Below are 25234 nucleotides of genomic sequence, written 5' to 3' on the forward strand. Positions count from 1 at the left end.
GGAGGATAAATGAGATTGAATAATGAAGAACGTGTGGAAGTATTGATAAAGAGATATGACTTTGATTTTAGTGAGAAATACCATGTTGAAATCAGACAACTTCTCGAAAAAGAGATTATTAATTATCAAAATGGTAGCAGTGAATATTTACGTTTCTTATGCGGTTATTTGTTTTGTATAGGTGAAGTAAAAGACATAGAAATTATTAATAAGGCAAAGTATGGTATAAATATGGATGTTGGTTGCATGGTAGATGCTGAATGGATAGAAAGTCTTAAAAATGGTGGTGTAGAATCCGAATATGTACGCAATAGACATTTATTAATTGACGATTTCGTAAGCTATTACTCTAATTTTGAAGCTTCAGAAGATTTCGACGAGTGACACACAAATTCTAGTTTAAATATTGTTAATATAAATAGTAATTTTATATTTTAGGAGGAAATTTACATGAATAGCTTAAAAAAATATGTATTTGAGAGTATAAAAGCAGAAATTTTATCATGGAATAATGACGTGATTAAGGATATTTACGTTATATCATTATATATTTCAAATTCAGAAGATGATCCGAGAAGGCCAATGATTACACTTGGATATAACACCATGGAGCAATATGAAAGTTCATTAGAAGATGCATCTGATAATGCAGAAGCAAAATGGAATTTTGCATTTTGGTTGCAAAATGAAGAATTAATTATTGGTGACAATTGGGGAGAAAATTTAGAAGATGGCGAAAGGATAAGCCAGTGGATTAAGGAAAATAATTTATATTATTCAGATGAGGAAGAGGACGAAGATTTTGATAAAGCGTTAAAACTAGGTGATGAAATAACTAGCAGATTTGTGGAACTATGTGTTGAAGTGGTTAAAGAGCTCCATGAAGAAGGCATAATTGAACAAAAATTTGGAAAAGCTCTACCTTTAATAATACATGAACTTGAATATTATGATTTAATTGCAGAACAAAACAAGAGAGCTAATCCTGAAGAACTTATTAATGAATTTGAAGATTGGATTTTAAAAATGTAAATTAGGGAAAAAGATGATATGAAAAAATAAGTAGCAATAAGGAAATGAAATAAAGGGACTTGGTGGCAAAGTAAGAGGTTTTGATGAAGAGATTTAGTATAAGGGTAAATATTTAAGGGGATTAAGTTAACGGAAGAAGAAAGAAATGCTTATTTAGATGAATTAAGTGGTGATGTATGCAGGATGGGGGGATATCCTATCTCTGTTCAATATGATCCAAGGGAAAAGAAAGAACTAAGAACTTTTGATACTTTGCTGCTTCAACTTGATTGCGAAGATGAGTGTGACTTAATGTTTGGAGATGGCGGAATAGCTAACTTTTTTATAAATGAAGAGGATTTAAAGAAACTTGATTTTAGAAAGGTATTATATAATTGGGATTGTTGTTAAAGATTATTAAATAGCGGAGGAATTAAGATGGGAGATAATTTTATATATGAACAAGGAAAGTTTTTTACAATGTAGAAATTTGATAAAATTCCATTATTAGTATATAATCATATTTAAGGTTAAAATGAAAGAATTATATTTTTAACTATAATTTGATTTAATACAAGTGATTGTATTATAACTTTCACAATTAACAATAATATTATTATTTACTAGGGGGAAGTTTAAATGATAAGCAAAAAAATTAGTAAAGTATTAGGAACAGCTTTTGGTGTTATGGGATTAATGTTAGCTGTAGGAATTTTAGAAGTACCAGCATGTGCAGAAGACAATTTAGCAAGTTCCACTAAAGTAGAAAGTACAACTTCTGCTGGAGTTACTTATAAAGATTATTTTGTAAATGTAAATAAAACTATGGAGCAGAATGGATTAAAAGTAACTCTAGAGAAGGTAGTGGCAACAAAACATAAATTAAAAGCAGTAATTAAGATTGAAAGTCCTAAGGCTTTTGATACACAAAAAAGTGATAATTCAATAATTCAGCTCTTATATGGTGAAAACAACTTTGGGGGAGAGGGTACTTCGTTTGATTCTATAGATGATAAAACTATGATAATGACTATAGAAAAGGAGCTTAGAGAAGGCGAATTTCCGCAAAAGGGTGAATTAAGATTAGATGTTGTATATCCAAAATATAAAGTTAATATAGGAATGGATGCAAATGTAGACTTTTCAGAAGGATTTAATAATGTAATTGATAAAGATATTGAAGCAAAAATATCAGAATTCGATTGTACATTAAAGAAATTAGAATCTGACATTTTGGGAACTTCGGTTACTTATACAGAACCTGCAAAAGAACATGATGACAGATTTATAAATTCATCATTAATATTAAAAGCTGGAGATAAAATGTATAAACTAAGTTCTTCTGGAAGTTCTTCTGATGATAAAGAAACAAAAGGAAACTATGAATCAAAGGCATTAGTTTATGATAAACTTAAAGATCAAAAGGATATGAGTCTAATACCGTTAACTTCAAATATAACTTGGGCTGAGATTAGAAAAAATAATGAAGGGAATAAAGGAAACGAAACTGAAAGCAAAGTAACAACTGCTGATGTAAGTTATGCAAAATATTTTAACTTTTCTGATGGAACTAAAGGGGAAATAACCAATATAGAAAGAAACGATAATAGTGTGAAGTTATATTGTAAAGCTGCTTCTGAAAAGGCAAGCCTATTATTGGCAAGTAATATGAGAATGTATTATAAATTTGGAGAAGATACAACTAATTATTCATATTATGATGGTGATAAATACATGAGTTTTTACAAAGATCCCAAAGAAGCATTTGGATATATTGTTGAATTTGATAATGTAGAAAAAGATAAAGTTTTAGAGTTAAGTGTTGATAGTAATATAAAACTAATAGACAGATACAAAGTAGGCCAAGAAATAAAATTACCTAAATAAAATATTCGATTTAACTTAAAATTACTAATGAAGGAATTGCCGCTTTTAGGTAATTCCTTATGTTTTTATAAGGCAAAATATTAAAAAATGTACATTAATTATTTTCTATTGATTTATGCTATAATCATATGACACCTTAATTCAACAGTTTTTTATTTGGAGGAACAAATGAATAAAGAAAAGATTAAACTAATTAACGATGATTATGGTCCTGTTCTTAAGATAATTGAATGTTTATATAAAGAGAAGAAAGAATTACTTATAGCTATCGATGGTAGATGTGGAGGGGGTAAGAGTACCTTAGGTAAAATAATACAAGAAAGCTTTAACTGCAATATCTTTCATATGGATGATTTCTTTCTGCCTCTTGAAATGAGAACTACAGAACGATTGACTGAAGCGGGTGGAAATGTACATTATGAGCGATTTAAAGAGGAAGTATTAATTCCACTTAAAAATCAAGAACAAGTAATTTATAAGAGATATCTATGCAAAAATTGGGCTTTTGATCAACCTATTAAATTTGAGAGAAAATCTTTAAATATAGTTGAAGGAAGTTATAGTCTACATCCTACACTTAGAGGGTACTATGATTACAAAATTTTTATAGATGTTGCTGAAAATGTTCAGCATGAACGTATTCTTAAACGAAATGGAAAAGAAAAATTTCAAGATTTTTTAAATAAATGGATTCCTATGGAGGAGTATTATTTTAAAGAATTGAGCATTAAGAGTCATTGTGATTTAATTGTAGAGACTGGTAGTATAAACAAATAAACAATTAATTGGTAAAAATACATGCTATAGGATAGATAATAAAAATAGTAGAAGGAGTGTTAAGAAGTTGAGAGAGTCAGTATTATTAGCTAATATGATTCAAGAAATAAGGTCATCAATGAATGGAATTCTTACAGCTATGGAAATTTTGAAAATAGATTGTGTTAATGAAAAAGAAAGAAAATCTATTGAAATTTTAAATGAGTCATCTAATGCTCTGCTAAATGTAATAAATAATTTATCTGATATTTCAAAAATGGAATCAAGACTCCTTCAAGATAATAATGAGCTTTTTCACTTAAAAGAAACTATAAACGAAATTTATAATAGTCTTTTAATATCAGGAAATTCTAAAGGTCTAGAGGTAAGTTACTATTTTGATCCTAATATTGACTTTGAAATTATTGGAGATAAGTTAAGGCTAAAAGCAATTTTAAATAATTTAATAAGTAATGCAGTTAATTTTACAGATGAAGGATTTGTATCCTTTAGGATAAAGTTAATATCAGATGAAAATATGAGACAAAAAATAGAATTTAGAATAAAGAGTTCAGAAATCGGCATAGATGAGAAAATTAAAGAAAAAATATTAAATGATTTTGACCAGTATAAATTATTTAATGGTGAAAAGGATGAAGACTCAAGAATGGAACTTGCAATTGTAAAGGAGTTTGCAGCTTCAATGAATGGAGACATATGCTTTGAGAGCAGTGCTGGGAAAGGTTCTGTATTTATTTTTACTTGTGAATTTGAAAAATCCGAAAAGGAAATCCATAATTTAAAAGAAATTAATATAATAAAAGAGGAAGAAGTTATTAACAAGGTAGAGCGGGATGAAGTTATTTTATGTGTTGAAGATAATTTGATTAATCAAGAAGTAATGCAGGGAATAATTAGAAATAAAGGCTTTAGATATATTCCAGCATATAATGGAAATGAAGCATTAAACATTTTGAAAAACAATAAGATTGATTTAATCTTAATGGATATACAAATGCCAGAATTAAATGGTTTTGAGACAACTAAAATTATAAGAGACGAAGAATTTGGACCAAAGCATATACCGATTATAGCCATGACAGCATATGCTATGCGTGAAGATAAAGATAAGTGCATACAGGCACATATGGATGATTATATAGTTAAACCATTTGAAATAGAGAAGCTATATGAAATTATTGAAGCACATTTAGGAAAAAAGAATTAAGTTTAATATGTGGTTTTGCAAGAAAGATATAGATAAGTATGGAGCCTATATTTTATGTGAATTTCATACTCAAAATTATAGTTATTTGTAAAACTAGGGTGTGGAGTGGGTTATAAAATGAGAAACAAGGTAAATTCATTAAAAAATATGATTATTAGTACTTTTATTATTATTTCTGTTTTTATAACAATTTTTATAGGATATATTTCATTTTCTGAATCTAACAAAGTGGTGGAAAATAGTGTTAAAAAGATTGAAGATGATTCTGCTAGAGAAATATTAAATAAAGTAGATCAATTTGTTAATACACCTTTAGGTATAAATGAATCTAACTATAATTTAATTAATAATGACATAGTGAATATATACCACAATAGGGAACGTGAAATATATTTTTCAGGAGTGCTAAAAGCAAGTTTGGATAATATATATAGCTTTAGTTATGGGACAGAAAAGGGTGAATATTATGGAGCTCGAAGAAATGCAGAAGGAAAGATAGAGATTATGAGAAGTGACGCACAAACAAATGGAGATTCGTGTTATTACTCATTAAATAATGATTTGACAGCAGGGGAGCTTGTACAAAATTTCGGTAAATTTGATCCTAGAACAAGAGATTGGTATATAATTGCAAAAGAAAATAAAAAGCCTATATTTTCTAATGTTTATGAACATTTTGTAATGAAAGACTTAGCTATTACAGCAGCATATCCGATTTATGATAATGAAGGTATTTTAAAAGGTGTATTAGGAACCCACGTAACTCTTTCAAAAATAAATACATATTTAAACGAAATTTTGAAAGATAAAATTGGCGCTGCATACATTATAGAAAGAAGTTCTGGGCAGGTTGTTGCGAACTCCCTTGAAAAACCTAACTTTGTAACTACTGCCAATGATCAAATAAGAGGAATAAAAATAGATGAAATAGATGATAACTATATTAAAGAAGCATATTTAGATTACAAAAATAATTCAAAAGATAAATTTATAGTAAATATAGATTATGATAAGCTACATATAAAAGTGAGTGAATATAAAAAAGAAGGTTTAGATTGGTTAATTATAACCTCACTTCCTGAAAGTCAGTTTACAAGCAAAATGTCAAAAAATATTTACAATTTTATATATGCAAGTATGGTTATTTTGACTATTTGTATAATGCTTTGGATAAAAAGAACTGATCATTTAGTAAAACCAATAAATGATCTTATAAAAATAACAGAAAAATTTTCACAAGGTGATTTATCAGAAAGAGCAGAGATTATTAAAAATGATGAGATAGGTGAATTATCACGGGCATTTAATAATATGGCAGAAAAGCTATGCATATTAATATCTGACCTTAAACGTAAAAAAATTGAAATGGAACAAACTAATAAAGAGTTGCATGCAGCTAAAATAGAAGCTGAGGAAGCTAATAAAGCAAAAAGTCAATTCCTTGCTAATATGAGTCATGAAATAAGAACACCAATGAATGGAATCATTGGCATGACTGATTTAGTATTATTGTCTGAATTGAAAGTGGAACAAAAGAAAATGATTAGTTTAGTGAAAGAATCGTCTAAGGATTTACTTGAAATTATTAATGATATACTTGACTTATCTAAAATAGAAGCTGGAAAAGTTGAACTTTCACCAGAATGGATTTATATGGAAAGTCTGATTAATAGAACAGAAAATTTCTATGCACCTTTGGCCTACAATAAAAATATAAATTTTAAAATAGAAGTACAAGATAATGTTCCAGAACGGATATTTGTAGATACACTTAGATTAAATCAAATAATTGCTAATCTTCTAGGAAATGCTATTAAATTTACAAACAAGGGTGAAATTAGGCTGACTATCCAAAAGAGTAAATCTTCTGGAAACAGAGTTCTTTTAAGATTTTCAGTACATGATACAGGTATTGGAATGGAAAAAGAAGATATTCCAAAACTTTTTAACTATTTTACTCAACTTGATGATAGTAATACAAAAAGGTTTCCAGGAACTGGATTGGGACTTGCTATATCAAAACAATTAGTAGAACTTATGGGTGGCGAAATACATGTTGACAGTGAACTAGGGAAAGGAAGTATATTTTATTTTACAGTTTGGATTGAAGTTGAAAATTAAGAAGCGAAATAGTACTCAATTTAAATAAATATAGCTATAAAACAGTGCTCAATAGAGCACTGTTTTATTTTGGGAATCAAAAGTAAAATAATAATAATTTATTAAAATATTAATAAAAATTCAGTATAAATACAATTTTTAATTTGAAATAAGTAATATTTATATGTATTAAGTCGAATTATAAGCAAAAATGCAGTATAAATTAAATTGAACCACTAGGAATACAATGATATTATTTATGTAACGAGCGTTATATAAATAATTATATTATTATATGTAATAATACTAAAAATATTAACTATTATGCTCCATATGGGAAATTAATTGAAATTAATTGAAGGTGGTTATTGTTTTGGAAAACACAACAAGTGATAAAATATTTTATACATCCTTTAGACTTTTTTTAGAAAATGGATATGAAGCTACGAATATTAGAGATATTTGCAAGGAAGTTGGAGTTAAAGCATCTACAATTTATTTTTACTATAAATCAAAGCAGGATTTATTTTTCTATATTTATGATGATATTCGTAATGATTACTTAACTCATCTTCTTAGTATTGAGAAACTAAACAACGATAGCTCACTAAAGGATAAGTTATATTTATTATTAATAATGAAGATAAATTATTACATGAAGGATATGTCAAGAAGAAAGTTTGTTTTAAGGTGTCATTTATTTCCGCCTGAAGAAATATCAAATATTATTCGGGAAAAATATAAATTTTATTCAAATGAAGAAAATAAAATTATGTTAGATATTATGGGGATTAAATCATTTGATAATAAATCTACAAATGAAGAAGTAGAGAGTCTTTTACTAAAGTGCAAAAAGCTAGAAGATCACTTGGTGCATGAAATGATGATATATAATACAAAAATATGTGATGAAGCTATAAGTAAGCTATGGGATATATATTTTGAATTGATTTAGCAATTAAAAACATAATTCTGATAAATGTATAGGTTGTAATATATTAGTCAATATTTAGATGGTTTAATAGCTGAATATATGAAAGAATTAAATTATATTAATAAATATTGAGTATAGTGGTAAAAATTCAAATATATCATTGAAGGAGAGTAGATAAATTTTTATGAAAATTGAAAATAATAATTTGTATTATATAGATATATTTCAAAAATATAAACAAGCGGTTGATGAAGCAAACATAGCAGTTTGGGAGTGGGATCTTAAAGGTAAAAAACTTTTCATGTCTCCTGCATGGAAGAAAATAACACAATATGAATTAGATACTTTTGATGACTTGCTTGAATGTATTGAAAAGCTTGCCATATATGAAGACAGAGAAAGTGCTATAAATGACTTGAATTTTTTTATTGAAGGTAAAGTATCCAGCTATAAAAGTGAATTTAGAATTGTCTCAAGAACAGATGAGAAAAAGTGGATATCTATTAAAGGGAATAGCTTAAAAGATTCAAATGGACAAGTAATAGGAGTATTTGGAACAGCAAGTGATATTACTGAAGAAAAAGAGAGTAATAAGGTATTAGTCGAGAGTATGTATTATGATTTCCTTACTAAACTACCCAATAGAGAATTGTTTTTAATGGATAGTAGAAAACTTTTAAATAAGGCAATAAATCTAAATCAACAAGGAGCAATGGTATTGATAGATTTAGATAATTTTAAAGCTATTAATGATACATTAGGTCATGACTATGGTGATTTAATGTTAAAAGTATTTTCTCAGTTATTGAGTATTTGTGCAAAAGATTATGGAGATTTATATAGAGTTGGCGGAGATGAATTTATAATACTCATTGAAAAGGTAGAATCTATAGAAAAATTGAAAGAATTATGTAGTATTATAATGGACTACTGTAAAAAACCATTTGAACTGAATGAAAAACAATTATATATGACAACAAGTATAGGTATATCAATTTTTCCACAAGATAGTTCTGACATGAATGATTTATTGAAATTTTCGGATTTAGCCATGTTTAAGTCTAAAGCTGATGGAAAAAATAAATATACTTTTTTTGAACAATCACTTAGCAAATCATATATAAGAAAAACAATAATAGAAAATGAATTAAAGGAGTCAATAAAAAATAATGAGTTATCTATTGTGTACCAACCACAAATTGATGCTAAAGAAAATAGAATAGTTGCCTTTGAGGCTCTATTAAGATGGAATAATGAAAAACTGGGTTTCGTATCACCAGCAGAATTTATACCTATTGCCGAAAAAACAGGAATTATTGTAGACATAGGAGATTGGGTATTAGAAAATGTATGTAAAAAAATTCGTGAGTTTAAGGATAAAAATTATCAATTTAGTAATATAGCAATTAATGTTTCATCCATTCAAATAAGAGAAGCAAATTTTAAAGATAAGATAATAAAAAGTTGCGAAGAAAATAAAATTCCTTTTAATTTACTTGAAATAGAAGTCACAGAAACCGCTTTAATTGAATTAAATAAAGAAAAAATTTCAGACTTATATGATCTTATAAAAAAAGATATAAATATTTCAATTGATGATTTTGGAACTGGATATTCTTCCTTAAGTTATTTGACAGTACTACCTATTAATACATTGAAAATAGATAAGCCGTTTATTGATAATATTGAAGATGAAAAAAATAGAGCAGTAATAGAGTGTATATTGAATTTATCAAAAAGATTGAAATATAAAGTCATAGCAGAAGGTGTAGAGGTTAAGGAACAACTTAAAATATTGATGAATTTGGGATGTAATATAATTCAAGGATATTATTTTAGCAAGCCGGTCTGTGAAGAAGAACTTGAAAAGATGTTACAAAATAACTGACATTAAGGAGTGGAAATCAATGAAAAGTCAAACAAATGAAAGTAGTGATCTAAAGAAAGACTACGATTTACAGATATACGAAACAGCCATATATAATGCAAATGATATAATAATTTTATTTTCGAGTGAGGGAAATATATTAAGAGTTAATAGGAAAGCTATAAATACATATGGTTATACTGAAGAAGAGTTGCTCTCTAAGAATATACGTGAACTAAGAAATTCTCAAAATGAAAAATTGTTACACAATGAGTTTGAAACAGCAAAATTAGGAGAGATTGAATTCCAGACCACCCATTATAGAAAAGATGGTTCTCACTTTTCAGTTGAAGTTAAATCAACAGGCATAGAAATGAATGGGGAGAAATTCGTTTTAAGTGTAATAAGAGATATAACGAATAGAATACTAAATGATGAAAAAATTATAGAACTTGCTTCATTGGTTGAAAATAGCAGTGATGCAATTATAGGAAAAAATCTAAATGGAATTATAACAAGCTGGAACAATGGAGCAGAAAAAATTTACGGATATAAAAAGGAAGAAATCATTGGAAAACATATATCTGTAATTATTCCAAAAGATAAAATTGATGATTTCCATAAAATAATGAAAAATATCAAAAATGGAGAAAAAATAACAGGATTTGAATCTAAAAGAGTGAAGAAAAATGGAGATGTAATTGATGTTTCAATTACAGTTTCTCCAATCTTTGATTTAGAAGGGAATTTAATAGGAGCTTCTAACATTACAAGAGACATAACAGAAAATAAAAAAATTGAAAAAGAATTACGTGATAAATATGAGGAAATATCAGCTTTATATGAAGAGCTTATAGCAATAGAAGAGGAATTGAGATGCAACTATCAGGAATTAGAGAAAGCTAAAGAAGAGGCTGATAAGGCAAATAGTGCTAAAAGCGAGTTTTTAGCAAATATAAGTCATGAGATTAGAACACCTATGAATGGAATAATAGGAGTAATAGAACTGCTTGAAGTAACTGAATTAAATAATGAGCAGAAAGAATATTTTGATATGATTAGTTATTCATCGAGGATTTTGTTGGGTATTTTAAACTCAGTATTAGATATTTCTAAAATAGAGGCAGGTAAATTTGAACTTAATTTAAAACCTTTTAACCTAAAAAAAATATTAGATAGAATTATTAAAGAATTATCTATAGCTGGTAGTAATAAAGAATTAGAGGTATTTTATTATATAGATCCATATATTAATTTTGATCTAATAGGCGATCAAATTAGACTAAACCAAGTTTTGATTAATATAATTAACAATGCTATTAAATTTACGGAAAAAGGACAAATAATATTTAAAGTAAAAAAATTAAAAAGTACAAATAATAAATTGAACTTAGAATTTTCAGTACAGGATACAGGTATTGGAATTAAAGAAGAATTTAAAAATGATATTTTTAAAAAATTTGTTCAGCAAGATATGACTTACACTAAAAAATACGAAGGGGCAGGATTAGGACTTGCTATTTCAAGAGATATAGCAAAGTTAATGAATGGGGATATATGGTTTGAAAGTGTTGAAAATAAAGGTAGTATTTTCTATTTTACAGCAGAGTTTTTAATAAATTATGTTGAAAAAACTTCTAGAGATAATTTTGCTTTAGAGGACAAGAAAATATCAATTAATAAAACAAAAAGAATTTTAGTTGTTGAAGATAATGAAATTAACATGAAGATAGCTTGTGAAATGTTAGATAGATTAGGATATAAATTTGAATGTGCATACGATGGAAAACAAGCATTAGATAAATTAAAAGAAAATGATTTTGATTTAATACTAATGGATGTACAAATGCCAGAATTAAATGGATATGATACTACTAAAATAATTAGGGAAAGCGAAGTCGGAACGAAAAAACATATTAACATTATTGCAATGACTGCTTATTCCATGATTGGAGATAAAGAAAAATGTATTGAAATGGGAATGGATGATTATATTTCTAAACCTTTTGATGCAAATGTGTTAAAAAATACTATTTTAAAATTTATAAAAGATTAGACGAAAATAAGAATAGTTTTTGAGTAATGTCATCATAAAATAGAAATATGTCAAGAGCTTAGGGACTATACATTTTTATTAACAACTTTAATAAACTTGCAGTAATTTATATAATATGGAAAAGAATAGCCTAAAGTTCTCACTATAAGCTATTCTTTTATGAAAAAACTTTTTTATTCTTCACTAAGCTGTTTTATTTGATTTAAATAATTAAATACGTTAATATAAAAATCAGCTTTTTTCTGAATACTATAAATAATACGTTCTAATTGTTGGTTTTCTGTTTTTGATTTATCCACCAAATTATTCAGATTAGTGGCTATTTCTTTCATTCCAGCCAAATTTTCTTTTTGAGATTCATTAACCTCGCGTACATTTTCATTTACTTCTGATTCTGCTTCAATTATATCCTCAAGCATAGAAGAAGATTTTTCAATAAGGCTTGTGGTTTGGCTTATGACAGAAGTTCCTTCGTTAGATTTATGTGAGAGCTCATCCATTGATACTGTCAAAGTTTTTAAAGAATCAATTATATCCTTTGCATTTTTTTGTGTGTCAACTGAAAGTTTTTTTATTTCTTCCGCAACTACAGAAAAACCTTTTCCAGCTTCACCAGCTCTTGCAGCTTCTATTGATGCATTTAATGATAATAAATTTGTTTGTGCTGCAATGCCAGTTATTATGTTTGCAAAATCTTGAATGCTGTTATATTGGGATTGTATATTAGAAATCAATTTAATAAATTGATCAAATACTAGAGACACTGCCTGAACTTGTTTTATTAATTCATCGAAGTCAACTTTTGCATTTTGAATTTTTGACTGTGATCTGTCCAGACTAGAAAATACACCCATTAATAAATCTTCTGTCCTAATGCTATTTTTTGATAATTTTTGCAAGAAATCATTGACGCTTTCAGTTTGACTAGTTGTATATTCAACACTTTTAAGAAGTTTATCTAAGCCATAAGTGATAGTTCCTTCTTCATTTACAATAAAGTTAGCATTATTATCAATTTGAGCTACTAGCTCCATAACTTCATCTATATAAGTAAAACATTTAATTCCATCTTCAGAATACATAACTTTATTATCCTCTGAAATAGATGTATTGTTAGAATTTTGATTATTCTTAAATTTAAACATATAATCACTCCTATTCAATTGCTAGTAATACCATAGTTTGATTAACGTGCTTCTTGTAGAATTGTTCACCATAGCTTACAAAACCTGTAATGTTAGGACACAATGAAAGTAATTCGTGATCTATTGATTTCCAAGTTCCATCTTCTTGAAATTTTAAACTTCTTAATATACAATTTATAGCTAAAACAAAGCTTGGCTTAAATTCTACCGATTTAATAGTTTTTCTTATTTGATCTACAGGATTAACTGGTCTTAAGACTTCAACAAATGTGTCACTCATCATTTGGCAATAAAAAGTAATTGATTTATCTGGATTAATTTTCATAGGCGAAGCTATATAAGTGTCATCTTCATATATTTTTCCAAGGGGATTATTTATAAAATAATTAGATAAGTCTTGTTCTCTTATATTTAGTGCTCTAGCGTACTCTGTACTAGCAGGTGCTTTATTAAAGGTTTTTACTGTTCTGGTTATTAAATCAGAATCGGTTACTAATAAACGAGTGCCAGTTGATTCATATATATTTTCCTTAATAATTTGTGTTCTACGCTTCATGTCAAAAAATATTGCAACACTGCTAATTTTCTTATTACCAATAAAAATAAAGGTTTCTTTAAATTTAAGATTGTCTCCAGCGCTCCCACCAATTATTTTAAAATTATTATCAGCAAAATAAAAAGATGTAACAATACTCTCTTCTGTACCGTTTAATCCATCACATAATAAAAGTGCAAATGCATTTCTATTATTTTTTACTTTAGCATAAGCTTGTTTTAATTTTTTTATATTTTTTATTGGTGGATTGGGTATTTCAACAGTTTCTCCTTCATCTAAATCATATTCAAAACCTGTGATCACACCATCTTTATAACCATTTCTACTATATTCTCCAGAAGTAGAACACAAGATTACATTGGATGAAACATGCTTTGATAATTCTACAACATTTTCAACACTAGAAAAGATGACAAATCCTTTATTAGTGCTAGTATTGATGTGATTTAATCCATCTGAAACATTTGAAAATAAGAATTCTTTCATAACATCATCTCCTAAATATAAGCTTTTGGAAAAAATAAACTATTTAATAAAAGTATAGCTAATATTGTTATAATATGCAAATGATTATTCTGAATATTTAAATAATTTGAATATACTTTTTGATAGTAAAATATATTATAATTAAGAATATAATATATTTTGTAAAATACTACAAATAATTGTAAACTAATGATATAATTATATAAAGGAATAGGAAACTACTAATGAGGAAAATTGTAAGAAATGATAAATAATTATATAAAGCTTTTTCTACGTAGATACGCACTTGACTTAAATTTTTAGCAAGTGCTTTTTTTTATATCTGTTAATTTATTTAATTTTAAATTTGCAAATAAAATATATGAAATTTAAGCTATAGTGAAATTTGTGAGGGGGAATAATTATGAAATTACATTCATTAAAATTCAAATTATTAGGTTTTATTTTTTCTGCGATAGTTTTGCTTATTGGAGTTATTGTGGGGGATAATGTATTTGAATTTAATACTTATTTAAATTCGAATATTAATAATGAGATTACAAAAGCTAATGAAGTTTTAGGAGATAAAATTAATGATTTAAAGGGAAATTCCTTAAGTCTTGCATCACAATTGGCTATGAATACTAAAGTGATAAATGCAATTGAAACAAAGGATACTAAAAGAATTTTAGATGATGTGAAACCAATAGTAGAAAGTTCTAAAATAGAATTTGTAACAATAACAGATGAGAAGGGAATTGTTCTTGCAAGAACCCATGAACCAGATAAAAGTGGAGATAGCGTTTTAAACCAACAAAATGTAAAATTTGCGTTAGAAGGGAAGCCCAATTCTAAGATTGAAGGTGGAACACAAGTAAAGTTAGCTGCCAGATCAGGAGTTCCAGTAAAAAATGATCAGGGAAAAATTATAGGGGTTATATCAACAGGATATAGACTTGATTCTGATGAACTAGTAGATTATATAAAGGATAGATTAAATTGTGAGGCAACTATTTTTTTAGAAGATGTAAGAATTGCAACAACTGTAAAAAAAGATGGACAAAGAGCTCTTGGAACAAAGCTCGATCCTAAAATTTCAGAAATTGTAATGAGGAATAATAAATATTTTGGTGAAGCTAATATATTAGGATCACAATATATTACAGCTTACACAACTATTTTAAGTGAAGATAACAAAGTCATTGGAATATTATTTACTGGTCGAAGTGTGAATGAAATAACAAATTTTAAAAATAATTTCATTATGAATACTATAAAAATCTCTCTTGTAATTGTAGTGATATTTTCTATATTTATATATTTGTATATCGATAAAAATATTACAAAACCATTAGTTAAAGTAGTAGAGCATTTTAAAGATGTTGCAGAAGGAGATTTTTCGAAGGAAATATTAGAGAAAAATCTACATCGTAAGGATGAGATTGGAGATATTGCAAGAGGGATAGCTCTTATGAAAAAGGAGTTAAGTGAATTAATAAAAAATATAATCAATAATTCCCAAGAGCTTAGTGCAAGCAGTGAAGAGCTTGCAGCTACTGTAGAAGAATTTTCATCTATGACAGAAAATATAGGAGAATCAATTAAAAACATTAATTCAGGAGTTCACGATACAAGTGCTGCTTCTGAGGAAATATCAGCTTCAATAAAAGAAATAGATTCTAGTGTCACAATATTAAGCAGTAAGGCTATTGAAGGCAGTGGAAATGCAAATTCCGCTAAAGAAAGAACTGAGAAAATGCAAAATAAAACTAAACTTTCTATGAAAGAAATTGAAGGATTATTTATTGAAAAAGAAGATAAAATTTTAATTTCAATTAATGAAGGGAAAATAGTTGAAAATATCAAAGTTATGGCGGACACAATAGCTGGTATTGCAGAACAAACAAATCTCTTAGCGCTTAATGCATCTATAGAAGCAGCAAGAGCTGGTGAGCAAGGAAAAGGTTTTGCAGTGGTAGCAGAAGAGGTTAGAAAATTAGCAGAAGAATCAACAAAAGCAGTAGAATCAATAAAAGAAACAATAATAAAAGTACAAGGTGCTTTTAAGAATTTAGCCAATAACAGCAATGATGTATTGCTTTTTATTAAAGAAAAAGTAAATCCTCAATTCATTGAGATGATAGAAATTGGAATGGAAACTCACAAAGATGCAGAATTTGTAAGTAAAATGTCTGAAGAAATTGCTGCTATGTCTGAGGAAGTCACTGCAACAATGAATCAAGTAAGTGAATCTGTTGTAAATTTAACAGAAAATACGTTAGTTTCATCTAGAGAATCAGAAACAATTAAAGATAGTATTGTAGATGCAACTAAAGGTATAAATGAAATAGCATTAACTGCCCAAAATCAAGCCTTGCTTGCTGAAAAAATTTATGGGCTTGTTCAAAAATTTAAGTTTTAATGAAAAAAATAAATACTTGGGATAACCTGATTTTTCAGTTATCCTAAGTATTTATTTTTGACCTTTTTTATTAGGGATAAAGTAGGAATGATATTATACCTTTATATGTTATAACCATTTTCAATTAAATAATCTCCCAAATCTTTATCCAAATTTATTATATGATTCCTAAACCAATCAACTAGTTTCTCTTGAATATTTATTACTAGCGCTTCTGATGCTCCTTGAGTTTCAAAAGTTTTTCTGAAATTTTTTAATTCATTTTTAAATTCTTCATGTTGAGCATGCTGTATTTCAAATAAAGGATAGTTTATTTTCTTTTGAAGTTCTTCTTCTTCATCAAAATGTTTAACTACATATTCTTCTAGAAAATTTAAAGTGTTAATAACTTCATCATGACCTTTGCCTTCTTCAACTGATGTTAATAATTGATCTAGGCGATTAACCAATTCCATATGCTGATTATCAATACTCTCAATTCCTATGTCTAACGTCCAGTCCCAATTTAAATACATAAAATTCACCATCCATAAATTATATTTATCCTTATTATATATTGTTTTCGACGAATCCTTTATAATACCTCTTTTTACTTTGTATATTTTTATGTTTTTTTCTGTTTCTAATATTCGACATATATTAAAAAAAATTATAAGGTGCTACTTTAGGTCACTAAATGTCTAACTAAGAATATATTATAAATATAGAATATGGATAAAAATATTCTATAAAAACTCATTAGAATTTAATTAATAAATTTTTAATGTGGTATTTTAATTATTAATATGCTGAAGGAGAACATATATCAATTAACAGTTTAGTATTTAAAACTTATTTTAATGATATATGTATAAAGATTATAAATGACCCAAGCAAAATTAATAATTATCTGCTTGTTAAAATTTATTTATAAGGAGTTGTATCAAATGATTAAATATGAAAATGACCATAAGCAAAGTAAATGTTCCTGTGATGTATGTGATTTTATTAATGCAAGACCTATAGAACTTGAAAGAAATGGCGTTCAATTAGTAACTGTAAGAATAAAAGTAAATAATGTATGTATTGGCAAAAAAGTAGCTGTAGCAGCTATTATATATGATCAATTCCATAGAATATTGGCTTTTAAAGGATTTGTTACAATGATTCGTGAAAAAGATGAATGTAGAAAAGATGAATGCGGAACTATTGAACGCAAAATAGTATTTGTATTACCAGATGAAGATGAATGCAATCCACTAGAATTAGAAGCTTGCACTGTAGCTAATTATATATATCCATGTGAGCCAGTAAAATAGGGTAGGTTTAAAACACTTGTAGCGTAGGCCAATTAGTGGTCTACTCTGCAAGTATTTTTAGTGAAATACTATAGTTTTAGATGATAAAAGGAGATATTAATATGAAGAATGGAAATAGTGGAATAAATGATAATAATTTTTTTGAAGATATAAAAGATAAGAATCGAAATTTTGAATTTGAATTTGACATTGATGAAGCTGATCAGTATTTCTTAAAAGGCATTGGAAATATTAAGGATTCTGATTATGAAGAAATATATGCAAAGGGTTTTAACGATGGATATGAAAAGGCTAAACGAGAAGCTTTAGATTATATAGAAAAATATAAAAATGGCAGGAAACAAAAATCTATGCATTCAAAGAAGTACTGATATTAACTTATGTAATATAATATGGATAAGTATTTTTAATATCATAAGCTTAAGAAGTACTAGAAATATAAAACGAATTATAAGTTGATTAGTAATCAAATAATTAATAATTTAAAAACTACGTTTTTACGTAGTTTTTTATTCTCTAATATTTAAAATAATCATAGGAGGTGAATTATATTGTTTATAAAGTCTGATGTAAATCAACAAAGAGGGTAAGTTATATAAGAAAAGTATATTTTAATTAGTATTAGTATAAATTTCTACTTTATGGTAAAATATAGATATACAATATTGTTTAATGTCGTATATATTAAAATAAAATCTTCATACATTTTTTGTCTTTTAATAGTAGAGAGCTAAAATTGAATATAAAAATATTTGCAAAAAAGTTATGAATATTTAAAGTAATGACAACTTATGTGGATCTAATGAATGATTTACGGGGTGATGTAAAATGAAGAATTTATCAGATTGTAATATTTTAATCGTAGATGACACAAATTTTAATATAAAAATTTTAGAGGATACACTAAAAAGTGATTATAAAATATCAGTAGCATTAGATGGAAAATCTGCACTTAAATTTATGGAAGAGGTTATACCAGATATAATATTATTAGACATAATGATGCCAGAGATGGATGGATTTGAAGTTTTTTCTAAAATAAAAGAAGATATTAGACTTAAAGATATTCCAGTTGTTTTCTTATCTGCAGTTACAGATATAAATAGCAAAGCAAAAGCTTTTGAAATGGGAGCTGTCGATTATATAACAAAGCCTTTTGAAGTAACAGAAGTAAGGGCAAGGGTAAAAACTCATTTATCTTTGCAGCTTGCTCAAAAAGAGTTGACTATGCAAAATGAAATACTTAATTTTAAAGTTGAAGAAAGAACTAGAGAAATTGCTCTAACTCAAGAAGCAACCTTAGAAACTATTGCAAACCTTGCAGAATATAGAGATCCTGAAACAGGAGGACATATAAATCGTACAAAGGGCTATATTAAAGTATTAGCGGAAAGATTAAAAGAACATCCCAAATACAAAGATATTATAAATGATACTGTAATAAGGATTTATTATAAGGCTTGTCCGCTTCATGATATAGGAAAAATAGGAATTAGAGATGAGATATTATTAAAACCAGGTAAATTGACGCCTAGTGAATTTGAAGAAATGAAGCATCATACAACTATTGGCTATGAAACATTGAAAATGGCAGCAAACCAGCTTGGGGAAAATTCTTTTTTAACTTATGCAATGGAATTTGCTTTACATCATCATGAAAAATGGGATGGTACGGGCTATCCAGATGGTCTTAAGGGAGAAGAAATACCAATTTCCTGCAGATTAATGGCAATTGCAGATGTTTACGATGCTCTTATAAGTAAACGGATTTATAAACCAGCTTTTAGTCATAATAAATCTGTTTCTATTATTTTAGAAGGAAACGGAACTCACTTTGATCCAGAGTTAATTGAAATTTTTATAGAACTTAACGAGGAATTTAGAAAGATTGCAATTCAATTTGCAGATTCTGAAGAAGAAAGATTAAATTTAGAACACAATTTAATTAAAGATTAGTTTTAGTTTATAGAAAAACTACATTATTAAACTTAAAAAGCTGTGATTTTCAAAAGTTAGAAAATTACAGCTTTCTTGTTTACAAATACAATTATAAAAGGTGCTGAGAGTTTTTCTTAGAAATTATAGTTAGAGCATCATTCTTTTATAAAAACTATGTTTCTACTATTTGATTTTTCATCACTATATTTATAATCAAGTCTATTAAAGTTTTTTATTTCAGAAATTTTTTCGACTTTGTTTTCTGCCATATAACGAACCATTTCACCTCTAGCCATTTTGGCTAAGGTTCCTTTTGTTATTATTTTTCCATCTTTATATTCGCCAAAGGTGCACGAGATAAACTGAGCATTTTTATTAAGATGGTTTTCAACACATTTGCTATACTCTTTAGAAGCAAGATTTAATACTACATCTGTATCTTCATATAATTTGCTAAATAAGCTGTTGTCCCAGAAATCATATAAATCTTTATAGCCCTTAAGTTTAATAGGCGCTTGCATTTCAAGTCTGTAAGGAACAACTCCATCAAAAGGCTTTAGAATTCCATAAAAACCAGATAAAATATTTAAATGATTTTCAAGGTAGTCCAATTGTTCGCTATTAAAAACATTTGGTGACATATATTGATATTGAATTCCTTCATAGGCTAATATTGCAGGTGTAAGTCTTTCAGTAAGACACATATTTGAAAAGTATTCAAAGCTTGTTCTTGCAATTTTATCATTACATTTCCATAAAGATTTAGCTTCTTCATAGCTTAATCTTTGAATATGCTTCATTAACAGTTCAGTTTTATCTAAAAAATAAGGCAAATTATGTATGCCAAATTCTGTATCTATATTCATTTTTTTCGCTGGTGATATAATAACCTTCAATGTAATTCCTCCATTAATTTATTTACTTGTTCGGTATATTATATCATGGTTAATTTCTAAGTCGAAGAGTGTAACCTTTTAAAGTAATTCATATAGTGTTTTTTCATGACTTGAAGTATTTACATTAAATGACCGAGAGTTTAATATATACGAAACTCTCGGTCATTTATAGATATATTTGTAATAATCTATTTTAAATATGGTGTAGTAATTAGGTAGTTTTTGAGCAGGAGTTAAGCATATTATATAAGCTAGCTATTTAGCTTACTTTCCATTCAAGAATTCCAGTTGAACTGCTTCCATTTGAAGTCATTTGAATTGCAATTGCATTTGTTGACACTGGAGTAAATGTAGTAGTGTTATATTTATTAATTTCTGTACCGTAACCTTTTGCATTTTTTACTTCTTGCCAAGCGCTTCCATCCCAATAAGATATTTTATATGAAGATGGGACATCTATGCCTTGTCCATCTTTAAACCAATAAACCTGACAGTTTGATATAGTTACATTATTATTAAAAAGATATTGAACCCATTGTGTTCCAGTTTCTGGCCAATTTCCATATACAGCAGCACTTCTATCATTAGAACTTGTAGGATCAATGCCATCATTTAGTGCATTTATACTTTCCCAAGATGATACATAAGAAGTAGAAGGAGTGGCTTGTCCAGCTATATTTTTACCTGTACTTGGTTTAGTAGGATCTGTAGTAGGGTCAGTTGTACTTGAACCAGCTTTTCCTTGTACAAATGTCATTTGATTTCCTGATCTACTAATTTGCGATAATTTTAAACCTGAAGCTTGTCCATTCCACCACTTAGAATTTGGAGTGGTAGTATCTCCAAAGGAATCTTTATAGCCGCCTTTAAATAAATCACCACTGTCTCCGCCGTTTCTGTTTCTTTCCAAATCATATGCTCCATCAGCTTGTTCAAGTGATACCAAGAAGTGACTATTAGCTGTCATATTGTTTTTAGAATTATCACCTTTTTCATCTACATGCCAAATAGCTAGTCCATTATCAGGTACATCAGCGTATCTACCATTTCTTTGAATATTTTCAACTAAGAAATATTCGCTTGCTTTATTTCCTGACCATTTATATGAAGTTTGGTTTCCGTTTTGATTAGCAGTAGCAGTAAATTTAGCACCGTCACCATATGTATTCATGTTTATTGGTGTATTCCAGCCTGATATAACATTTCTGCAATATGGATCAGGTGGAGCAGGATTCTTTGGATTTGCAGTACCACTCATAAGTCCATATGCACCAGCACCTTGTGAATCTCCATCATAATCGTATAAGTCAGGATATCCATATATCATATGTCCACTTTCATGGCAAATAGTACTGATAGATAAATCATTTCCTATATCAGTCATTTCATATTTTTGTATTCTCATACCATTGAAGTTCTCTGATCCTCCATACCAAGCTTGGTGTGGCCATAATCCTTTTGCCCAGCCGGCATCAGCAGTACCTGCATAAAGAATATTAACAGCTTTAGCATAACCATTTGAATCTGTTGTTATTTTTGAAGCATCAAAGCCAGAAGATTTTAACCAATTAAAAACTTCTGCTACAAGTTCATTAGATTTTGCATAAGAACCAGTTTGTTCATAAATATCATCATAATAAGATTTTTCGTGAGCTGCTGTATAGAAACCTATTATAGTATTTGTATAAGTAACTTTTCCACCAGATATATCATAGTAATAATCTCTTACAGATCCATTGTTATTAAAGCCAGTATATCCAACACCGTTTAAAAAGTCGTTTATTTTAGATTTAGGTATAGCACTTTTCACATCTGGGAAATCCACTAAAATTGTTAACCCATTTACAACATTAGAATTTGATGTGCTAATTTTTGACTCTGTTAATCCATTTATGTTTATATTATTTTCACTGCTAACCCCTTCAGGAGCTTTTAATAAATCATTTCCATGAAGTGAATTTCTTACTTTAGCAGCTTTACTCTTTATTGCCTGAGTTTTTATTTTTAAATGTTTTTGAAGACTTTTTTTAGTATTTTGTGTTTTATCAAGGCTATCAGTAGAGCTAACGATCTTCATGTCTCCATACTGATCATTTGCTTTATAAACTTCACCAGTAGAAACGTAATCTGTTTCGTCTGCATTTAATTTTGCATAACATATCCAGCCTTCATTGTCACGACAAAGTGTATAACCATCTAAGCTTTCAACTTGCTGAAAATATTCATCACCTGTGATTTTGACCTGAACCTTGCTTCCATCTGGCTGAATTAATTCATGTTTCTGATTGATATAAGGTGCAGCGTATGCTCCTACACTCATAGTTCCACAAATAGTAGCTACTGCAGCAGTAGTAGTTAAAAATTTTGTTAATTTTCCCATTTATTAATACTCCTCATATTTTTACTTTTATAGATGCATTATTTTTCTAGAATAATATAATGCTCATTATATTAGTTGCGCAACAGCATTTATATTCTCATATTTTTTTTATAAAATAAATATCTTTTTCGTAAAACATCAATATTTAATAGTAAAAGCATATTTTATTACAAATTATTACAAATGTATTTTTCTATAGATAATTTAATGAAAATTACATAATCAATTACCACTTTAATGAGAAATACTGCATATACTTTAAATATTTATCCTAAATTATGGAGTAAATTATATAAAATTTGTAGAATATGAAATCTTATTATATAATGTTTTAGTTATTATATAATATAAAAAGAGGAGATCTATAAGTGCAAGGGAAATGCTATTATTGTGGAAAAGAATTAACAGAGAGAACAATTAAAAGACATATGAAAAATTGCTTAGAAATGAAAAAATTTATTGAAGATGAAATTCAAAACACTAAAGATGTAAGAGACCAATTTTTAATATCCATAAAAGATAAGAAGGATTTTAGCAAATACTGTGTGTATCTGTCTATAGATGCAGGGTTAAGCTTAGATCAGTTAGATAAATTTATAAGAGATATTTGGGTAGAATGCTGTGAACATTCGAGAGCCTTTTATATTAATAAGAAGGAATATAGCAGCAATAGTGATAGACAATATGAAATGGATATTCATTTAAAAGATATATTAAGTGTTAATCAAAAGTTTGAGTATAAATATGATTTTGATTTAACTACAAGTTTAGTTCTAGAAGTTGTGGATATGATTAAGGTCTCACAGGACTTTAATCATATAGAAATTATTGCAAGAAACAATGAAGAAAATGCTGGAACTACTGATTATTATAATTCTCCTAGAGATGGAATCTGTAAGTATAAAGGAAATAGGAATAGAGAAGTTCCATATTTACCTCAAAACAATAGAAAATGTCATGATAATGAAAGTTTAAAAACTTCAAAACATAAGAATATATATAAAGAAGAGGAGGATGGTAATACTTTAACATATACTCAACAGCATATTGATGACTTTATCAATGAACACTCTAATTCAGATAATGGAAATTATGAAACAAAAAATCATGATATTGATAATAATATAGAACAAACTTCTGAAAAGAAAATCTCTAATGATAAAATTGAAGAAACTAATGAAACTGCTAATATATTTAAAGAAATGTTTCTAAAAGGAAAATACTCATATGATTTAAAAAAATTATTAGAAGCATATCCAGAAGAACAAATAAATTTATTAGCAGAAAATATTAATTTGATACTACCAGATAATTTAAGTAAAGCTTCAATGATTGAAAAATATTATAGTGAATATGAAAACTATATGAAGGACATAATGCTATTACTTAACAATGAGATATATGAGATATTATATAAGTGTTTCAAGAATAACGGAATAATAAATATTTTAGATAATAGAGTGAATTGGAATAAAAATACATATTCCTTCTTGATCAATAAAGGAATTATATTTCCAAGTGTAGAAAATAAGAAACCAATTTTTATAATGCCAGAAAAGATGCAGAATATTGTAAAGCAAAGTGATACTTTAGAATTTAGAAGAATACTAAAAAAGAATAGTGAAATTATAAATATTTTTACTGGCATGGTTCAAGTCTATGGTATTATACATGCAGAGCAAATTATGGATTTGATAAAAAGATACGTTACAGACATTGATGAAACAAAAATATTATCCGTTTTAGAGCAAAGCGTATTTTATAATGCAGATTACTATGGAATTTTAGACGAAAATAAAAAAATAATATTTATTAATAATAAGATAGAAAATTATAAGGAAATATTAAATCAATTAGATAAAGCTTTAGATTATAAAGTGTTTAACAAGCAGGAATTAATTTCAACAATTAGAGAAGATCATCTTAAAAATAGTAGCGTTGGTAAGAGATATATTAAAGAATTTGTATCAATGTTTGTAATGAATAAAGATGATATAGTTGAAAATATGAAAATGTTGGCTTTACAAGCTCAATTTAGAGATAATGAAGAAATAGTTAAGGATATAATAAATGGAGTGGATTCAGATCTAGATCCATATAACGAAGTTAGAATAAGTAATATGCTTAATAAGTTTATCAAAAATATTCCATTATGGAAATACAAAGGTGCAACAATAAATGAAATAGAAGGTAGCAAAGAGACTGTAGTTCAACAAAAGATTAGTAGAAATGATCCATGTCCATGTGGAAGTGGAAAGAAATATAAAAAGTGTTGTGGCTAAAAAGGAGTAATTT

General features: G+C 27.5%; 19 protein-coding genes and 1 pseudogene. 15 read left to right on the plus strand and 5 right to left on the minus strand.

From position 1 onward, the window contains the following. Positions 1-9: 9 nt before the first annotated feature. From GXK56_RS19245 to GXK56_RS19290, 10 genes and pseudogenes are all read left to right on the plus strand, one after another. Positions 10-384: a hypothetical protein gene (locus GXK56_RS19245; RefSeq protein WP_243156182.1), complete on the plus strand. Its 375-nt coding sequence runs from the start codon at positions 10-12 to the stop codon at positions 382-384. A 66-nt stretch (positions 385-450) separates the two neighbouring features. Further along, on the plus strand, positions 451-1032 hold the full coding sequence (locus tag GXK56_RS19250; RefSeq protein WP_160690399.1) for a hypothetical protein: 582 nt from the start codon (positions 451-453) through the stop codon (positions 1030-1032). Positions 1033-1140: 108 nt separating this feature from the next. Continuing rightward, positions 1141-1422 (plus strand): annotated as a pseudogene (locus GXK56_RS19255) (YwqG family protein); the annotation flags it as partial. A 228-nt stretch (positions 1423-1650) separates the two neighbouring features. After that, the gene (locus GXK56_RS19260; RefSeq protein WP_160690401.1) at positions 1651-2898 is read left to right on the plus strand and encodes a DUF4179 domain-containing protein; all 1248 of its coding nucleotides are present in this window, start codon (positions 1651-1653) and stop codon (positions 2896-2898) included. 168 nt (positions 2899-3066) lie between these two features. Next, complete coding sequence (locus GXK56_RS19265) at positions 3067-3675, plus strand: uridine kinase (protein WP_160690403.1); 609 nt, start codon at positions 3067-3069, stop codon at positions 3673-3675. A 67-nt stretch (positions 3676-3742) separates the two neighbouring features. Further along, a complete protein-coding gene (locus GXK56_RS19270) occupies positions 3743-4882 on the plus strand; it encodes a hybrid sensor histidine kinase/response regulator (RefSeq protein ID WP_243156183.1) in 1140 nt (379 codons plus the stop codon). A gap of 117 nt (positions 4883-4999) precedes the next feature. Beyond that, the gene (locus GXK56_RS19275) at positions 5000-7003 is read left to right on the plus strand and encodes a hybrid sensor histidine kinase/response regulator (RefSeq protein ID WP_160690405.1); all 2004 of its coding nucleotides are present in this window, start codon (positions 5000-5002) and stop codon (positions 7001-7003) included. 352 nt (positions 7004-7355) lie between these two features. After that, positions 7356-7937: a TetR/AcrR family transcriptional regulator gene (locus GXK56_RS19280; RefSeq protein WP_160690407.1), complete on the plus strand. Its 582-nt coding sequence runs from the start codon at positions 7356-7358 to the stop codon at positions 7935-7937. A gap of 163 nt (positions 7938-8100) precedes the next feature. Beyond that, positions 8101-9804 (plus strand): EAL domain-containing protein, encoded by a 1704-nt coding sequence (locus GXK56_RS19285; RefSeq protein WP_160690409.1) that lies wholly within the window; start codon positions 8101-8103, stop codon positions 9802-9804. 19 nt (positions 9805-9823) lie between these two features. Beyond that, positions 9824-11839, plus strand: coding sequence for a PAS domain S-box protein (locus tag GXK56_RS19290; RefSeq protein WP_160690411.1), 2016 nt, complete (start codon positions 9824-9826; stop codon positions 11837-11839). A 173-nt stretch (positions 11840-12012) separates the two neighbouring features. Here the strand turns inward: GXK56_RS19290 and GXK56_RS19295 are convergent, their stop codons facing one another. Both GXK56_RS19295 and GXK56_RS19300 read right to left on the minus strand, forming a co-directional pair. Beyond that, positions 12013-12984, minus strand: coding sequence for a methyl-accepting chemotaxis protein (locus GXK56_RS19295; RefSeq protein WP_160690412.1), 972 nt, complete (start codon positions 12982-12984; stop codon positions 12013-12015). A gap of 10 nt (positions 12985-12994) precedes the next feature. Next, complete coding sequence (locus tag GXK56_RS19300) at positions 12995-14026, minus strand: FIST N-terminal domain-containing protein (RefSeq protein ID WP_160690414.1); 1032 nt, start codon at positions 14024-14026, stop codon at positions 12995-12997. Positions 14027-14429: 403 nt separating this feature from the next. On the opposite strand from GXK56_RS19300, the gene GXK56_RS19305 reads away from it, so the two are divergent. Then, positions 14430-16427, plus strand: a complete 1998-nt coding sequence (locus GXK56_RS19305; protein ID WP_160690416.1) for a methyl-accepting chemotaxis protein — start codon at positions 14430-14432, stop codon at positions 16425-16427. Positions 16428-16528: 101 nt separating this feature from the next. On the opposite strand, the gene GXK56_RS19310 is transcribed toward GXK56_RS19305, so the two are convergent. Further along, entirely contained in the window at positions 16529-16942 is a 414-nt protein-coding gene (locus GXK56_RS19310) for a bacteriohemerythrin (RefSeq protein WP_160690418.1), read from the minus strand. A gap of 411 nt (positions 16943-17353) precedes the next feature. Between GXK56_RS19310 and GXK56_RS19315 the strand changes: the two genes are divergently transcribed. The 3 genes from GXK56_RS19315 to GXK56_RS19325 all read left to right on the plus strand — a co-directional run bounded on the left by GXK56_RS19315 (position 17354) and on the right by GXK56_RS19325 (position 19681). After that, positions 17354-17725, plus strand: coding sequence for a hypothetical protein (locus tag GXK56_RS19315; RefSeq protein ID WP_160690420.1), 372 nt, complete (start codon positions 17354-17356; stop codon positions 17723-17725). Between the two features lie 101 nt (positions 17726-17826). After that, on the plus strand, positions 17827-18096 hold the full coding sequence (locus GXK56_RS19320; protein ID WP_160690422.1) for a hypothetical protein: 270 nt from the start codon (positions 17827-17829) through the stop codon (positions 18094-18096). Positions 18097-18553: 457 nt separating this feature from the next. After that, complete coding sequence (locus tag GXK56_RS19325; RefSeq protein ID WP_160690424.1) at positions 18554-19681, plus strand: two-component system response regulator; 1128 nt, start codon at positions 18554-18556, stop codon at positions 19679-19681. 137 nt (positions 19682-19818) lie between these two features. Here the strand turns inward: GXK56_RS19325 and yaaA are convergent, their stop codons facing one another. Together yaaA and GXK56_RS19335 are read right to left on the minus strand one after the other, a co-directional pair. Further along, on the minus strand, positions 19819-20559 hold the full coding sequence (gene yaaA, locus GXK56_RS19330) for a peroxide stress protein YaaA (protein WP_160690426.1): 741 nt from the start codon (positions 20557-20559) through the stop codon (positions 19819-19821). Positions 20560-20818: 259 nt separating this feature from the next. Next, the gene (locus tag GXK56_RS19335; RefSeq protein ID WP_160690428.1) at positions 20819-22939 is read right to left on the minus strand and encodes a M6 family metalloprotease domain-containing protein; all 2121 of its coding nucleotides are present in this window, start codon (positions 22937-22939) and stop codon (positions 20819-20821) included. A gap of 368 nt (positions 22940-23307) precedes the next feature. On the opposite strand from GXK56_RS19335, the gene GXK56_RS19340 reads away from it, so the two are divergent. After that, complete coding sequence (locus GXK56_RS19340) at positions 23308-25221, plus strand: SEC-C metal-binding domain-containing protein (protein WP_160690430.1); 1914 nt, start codon at positions 23308-23310, stop codon at positions 25219-25221. Positions 25222-25234 lie beyond the last annotated feature (13 nt).

It is taken from the genome of Clostridium sp. C2-6-12 (assembly GCF_009928485.1).
Classification (GTDB): domain Bacteria; phylum Bacillota; class Clostridia; order Clostridiales; family Clostridiaceae; genus Clostridium.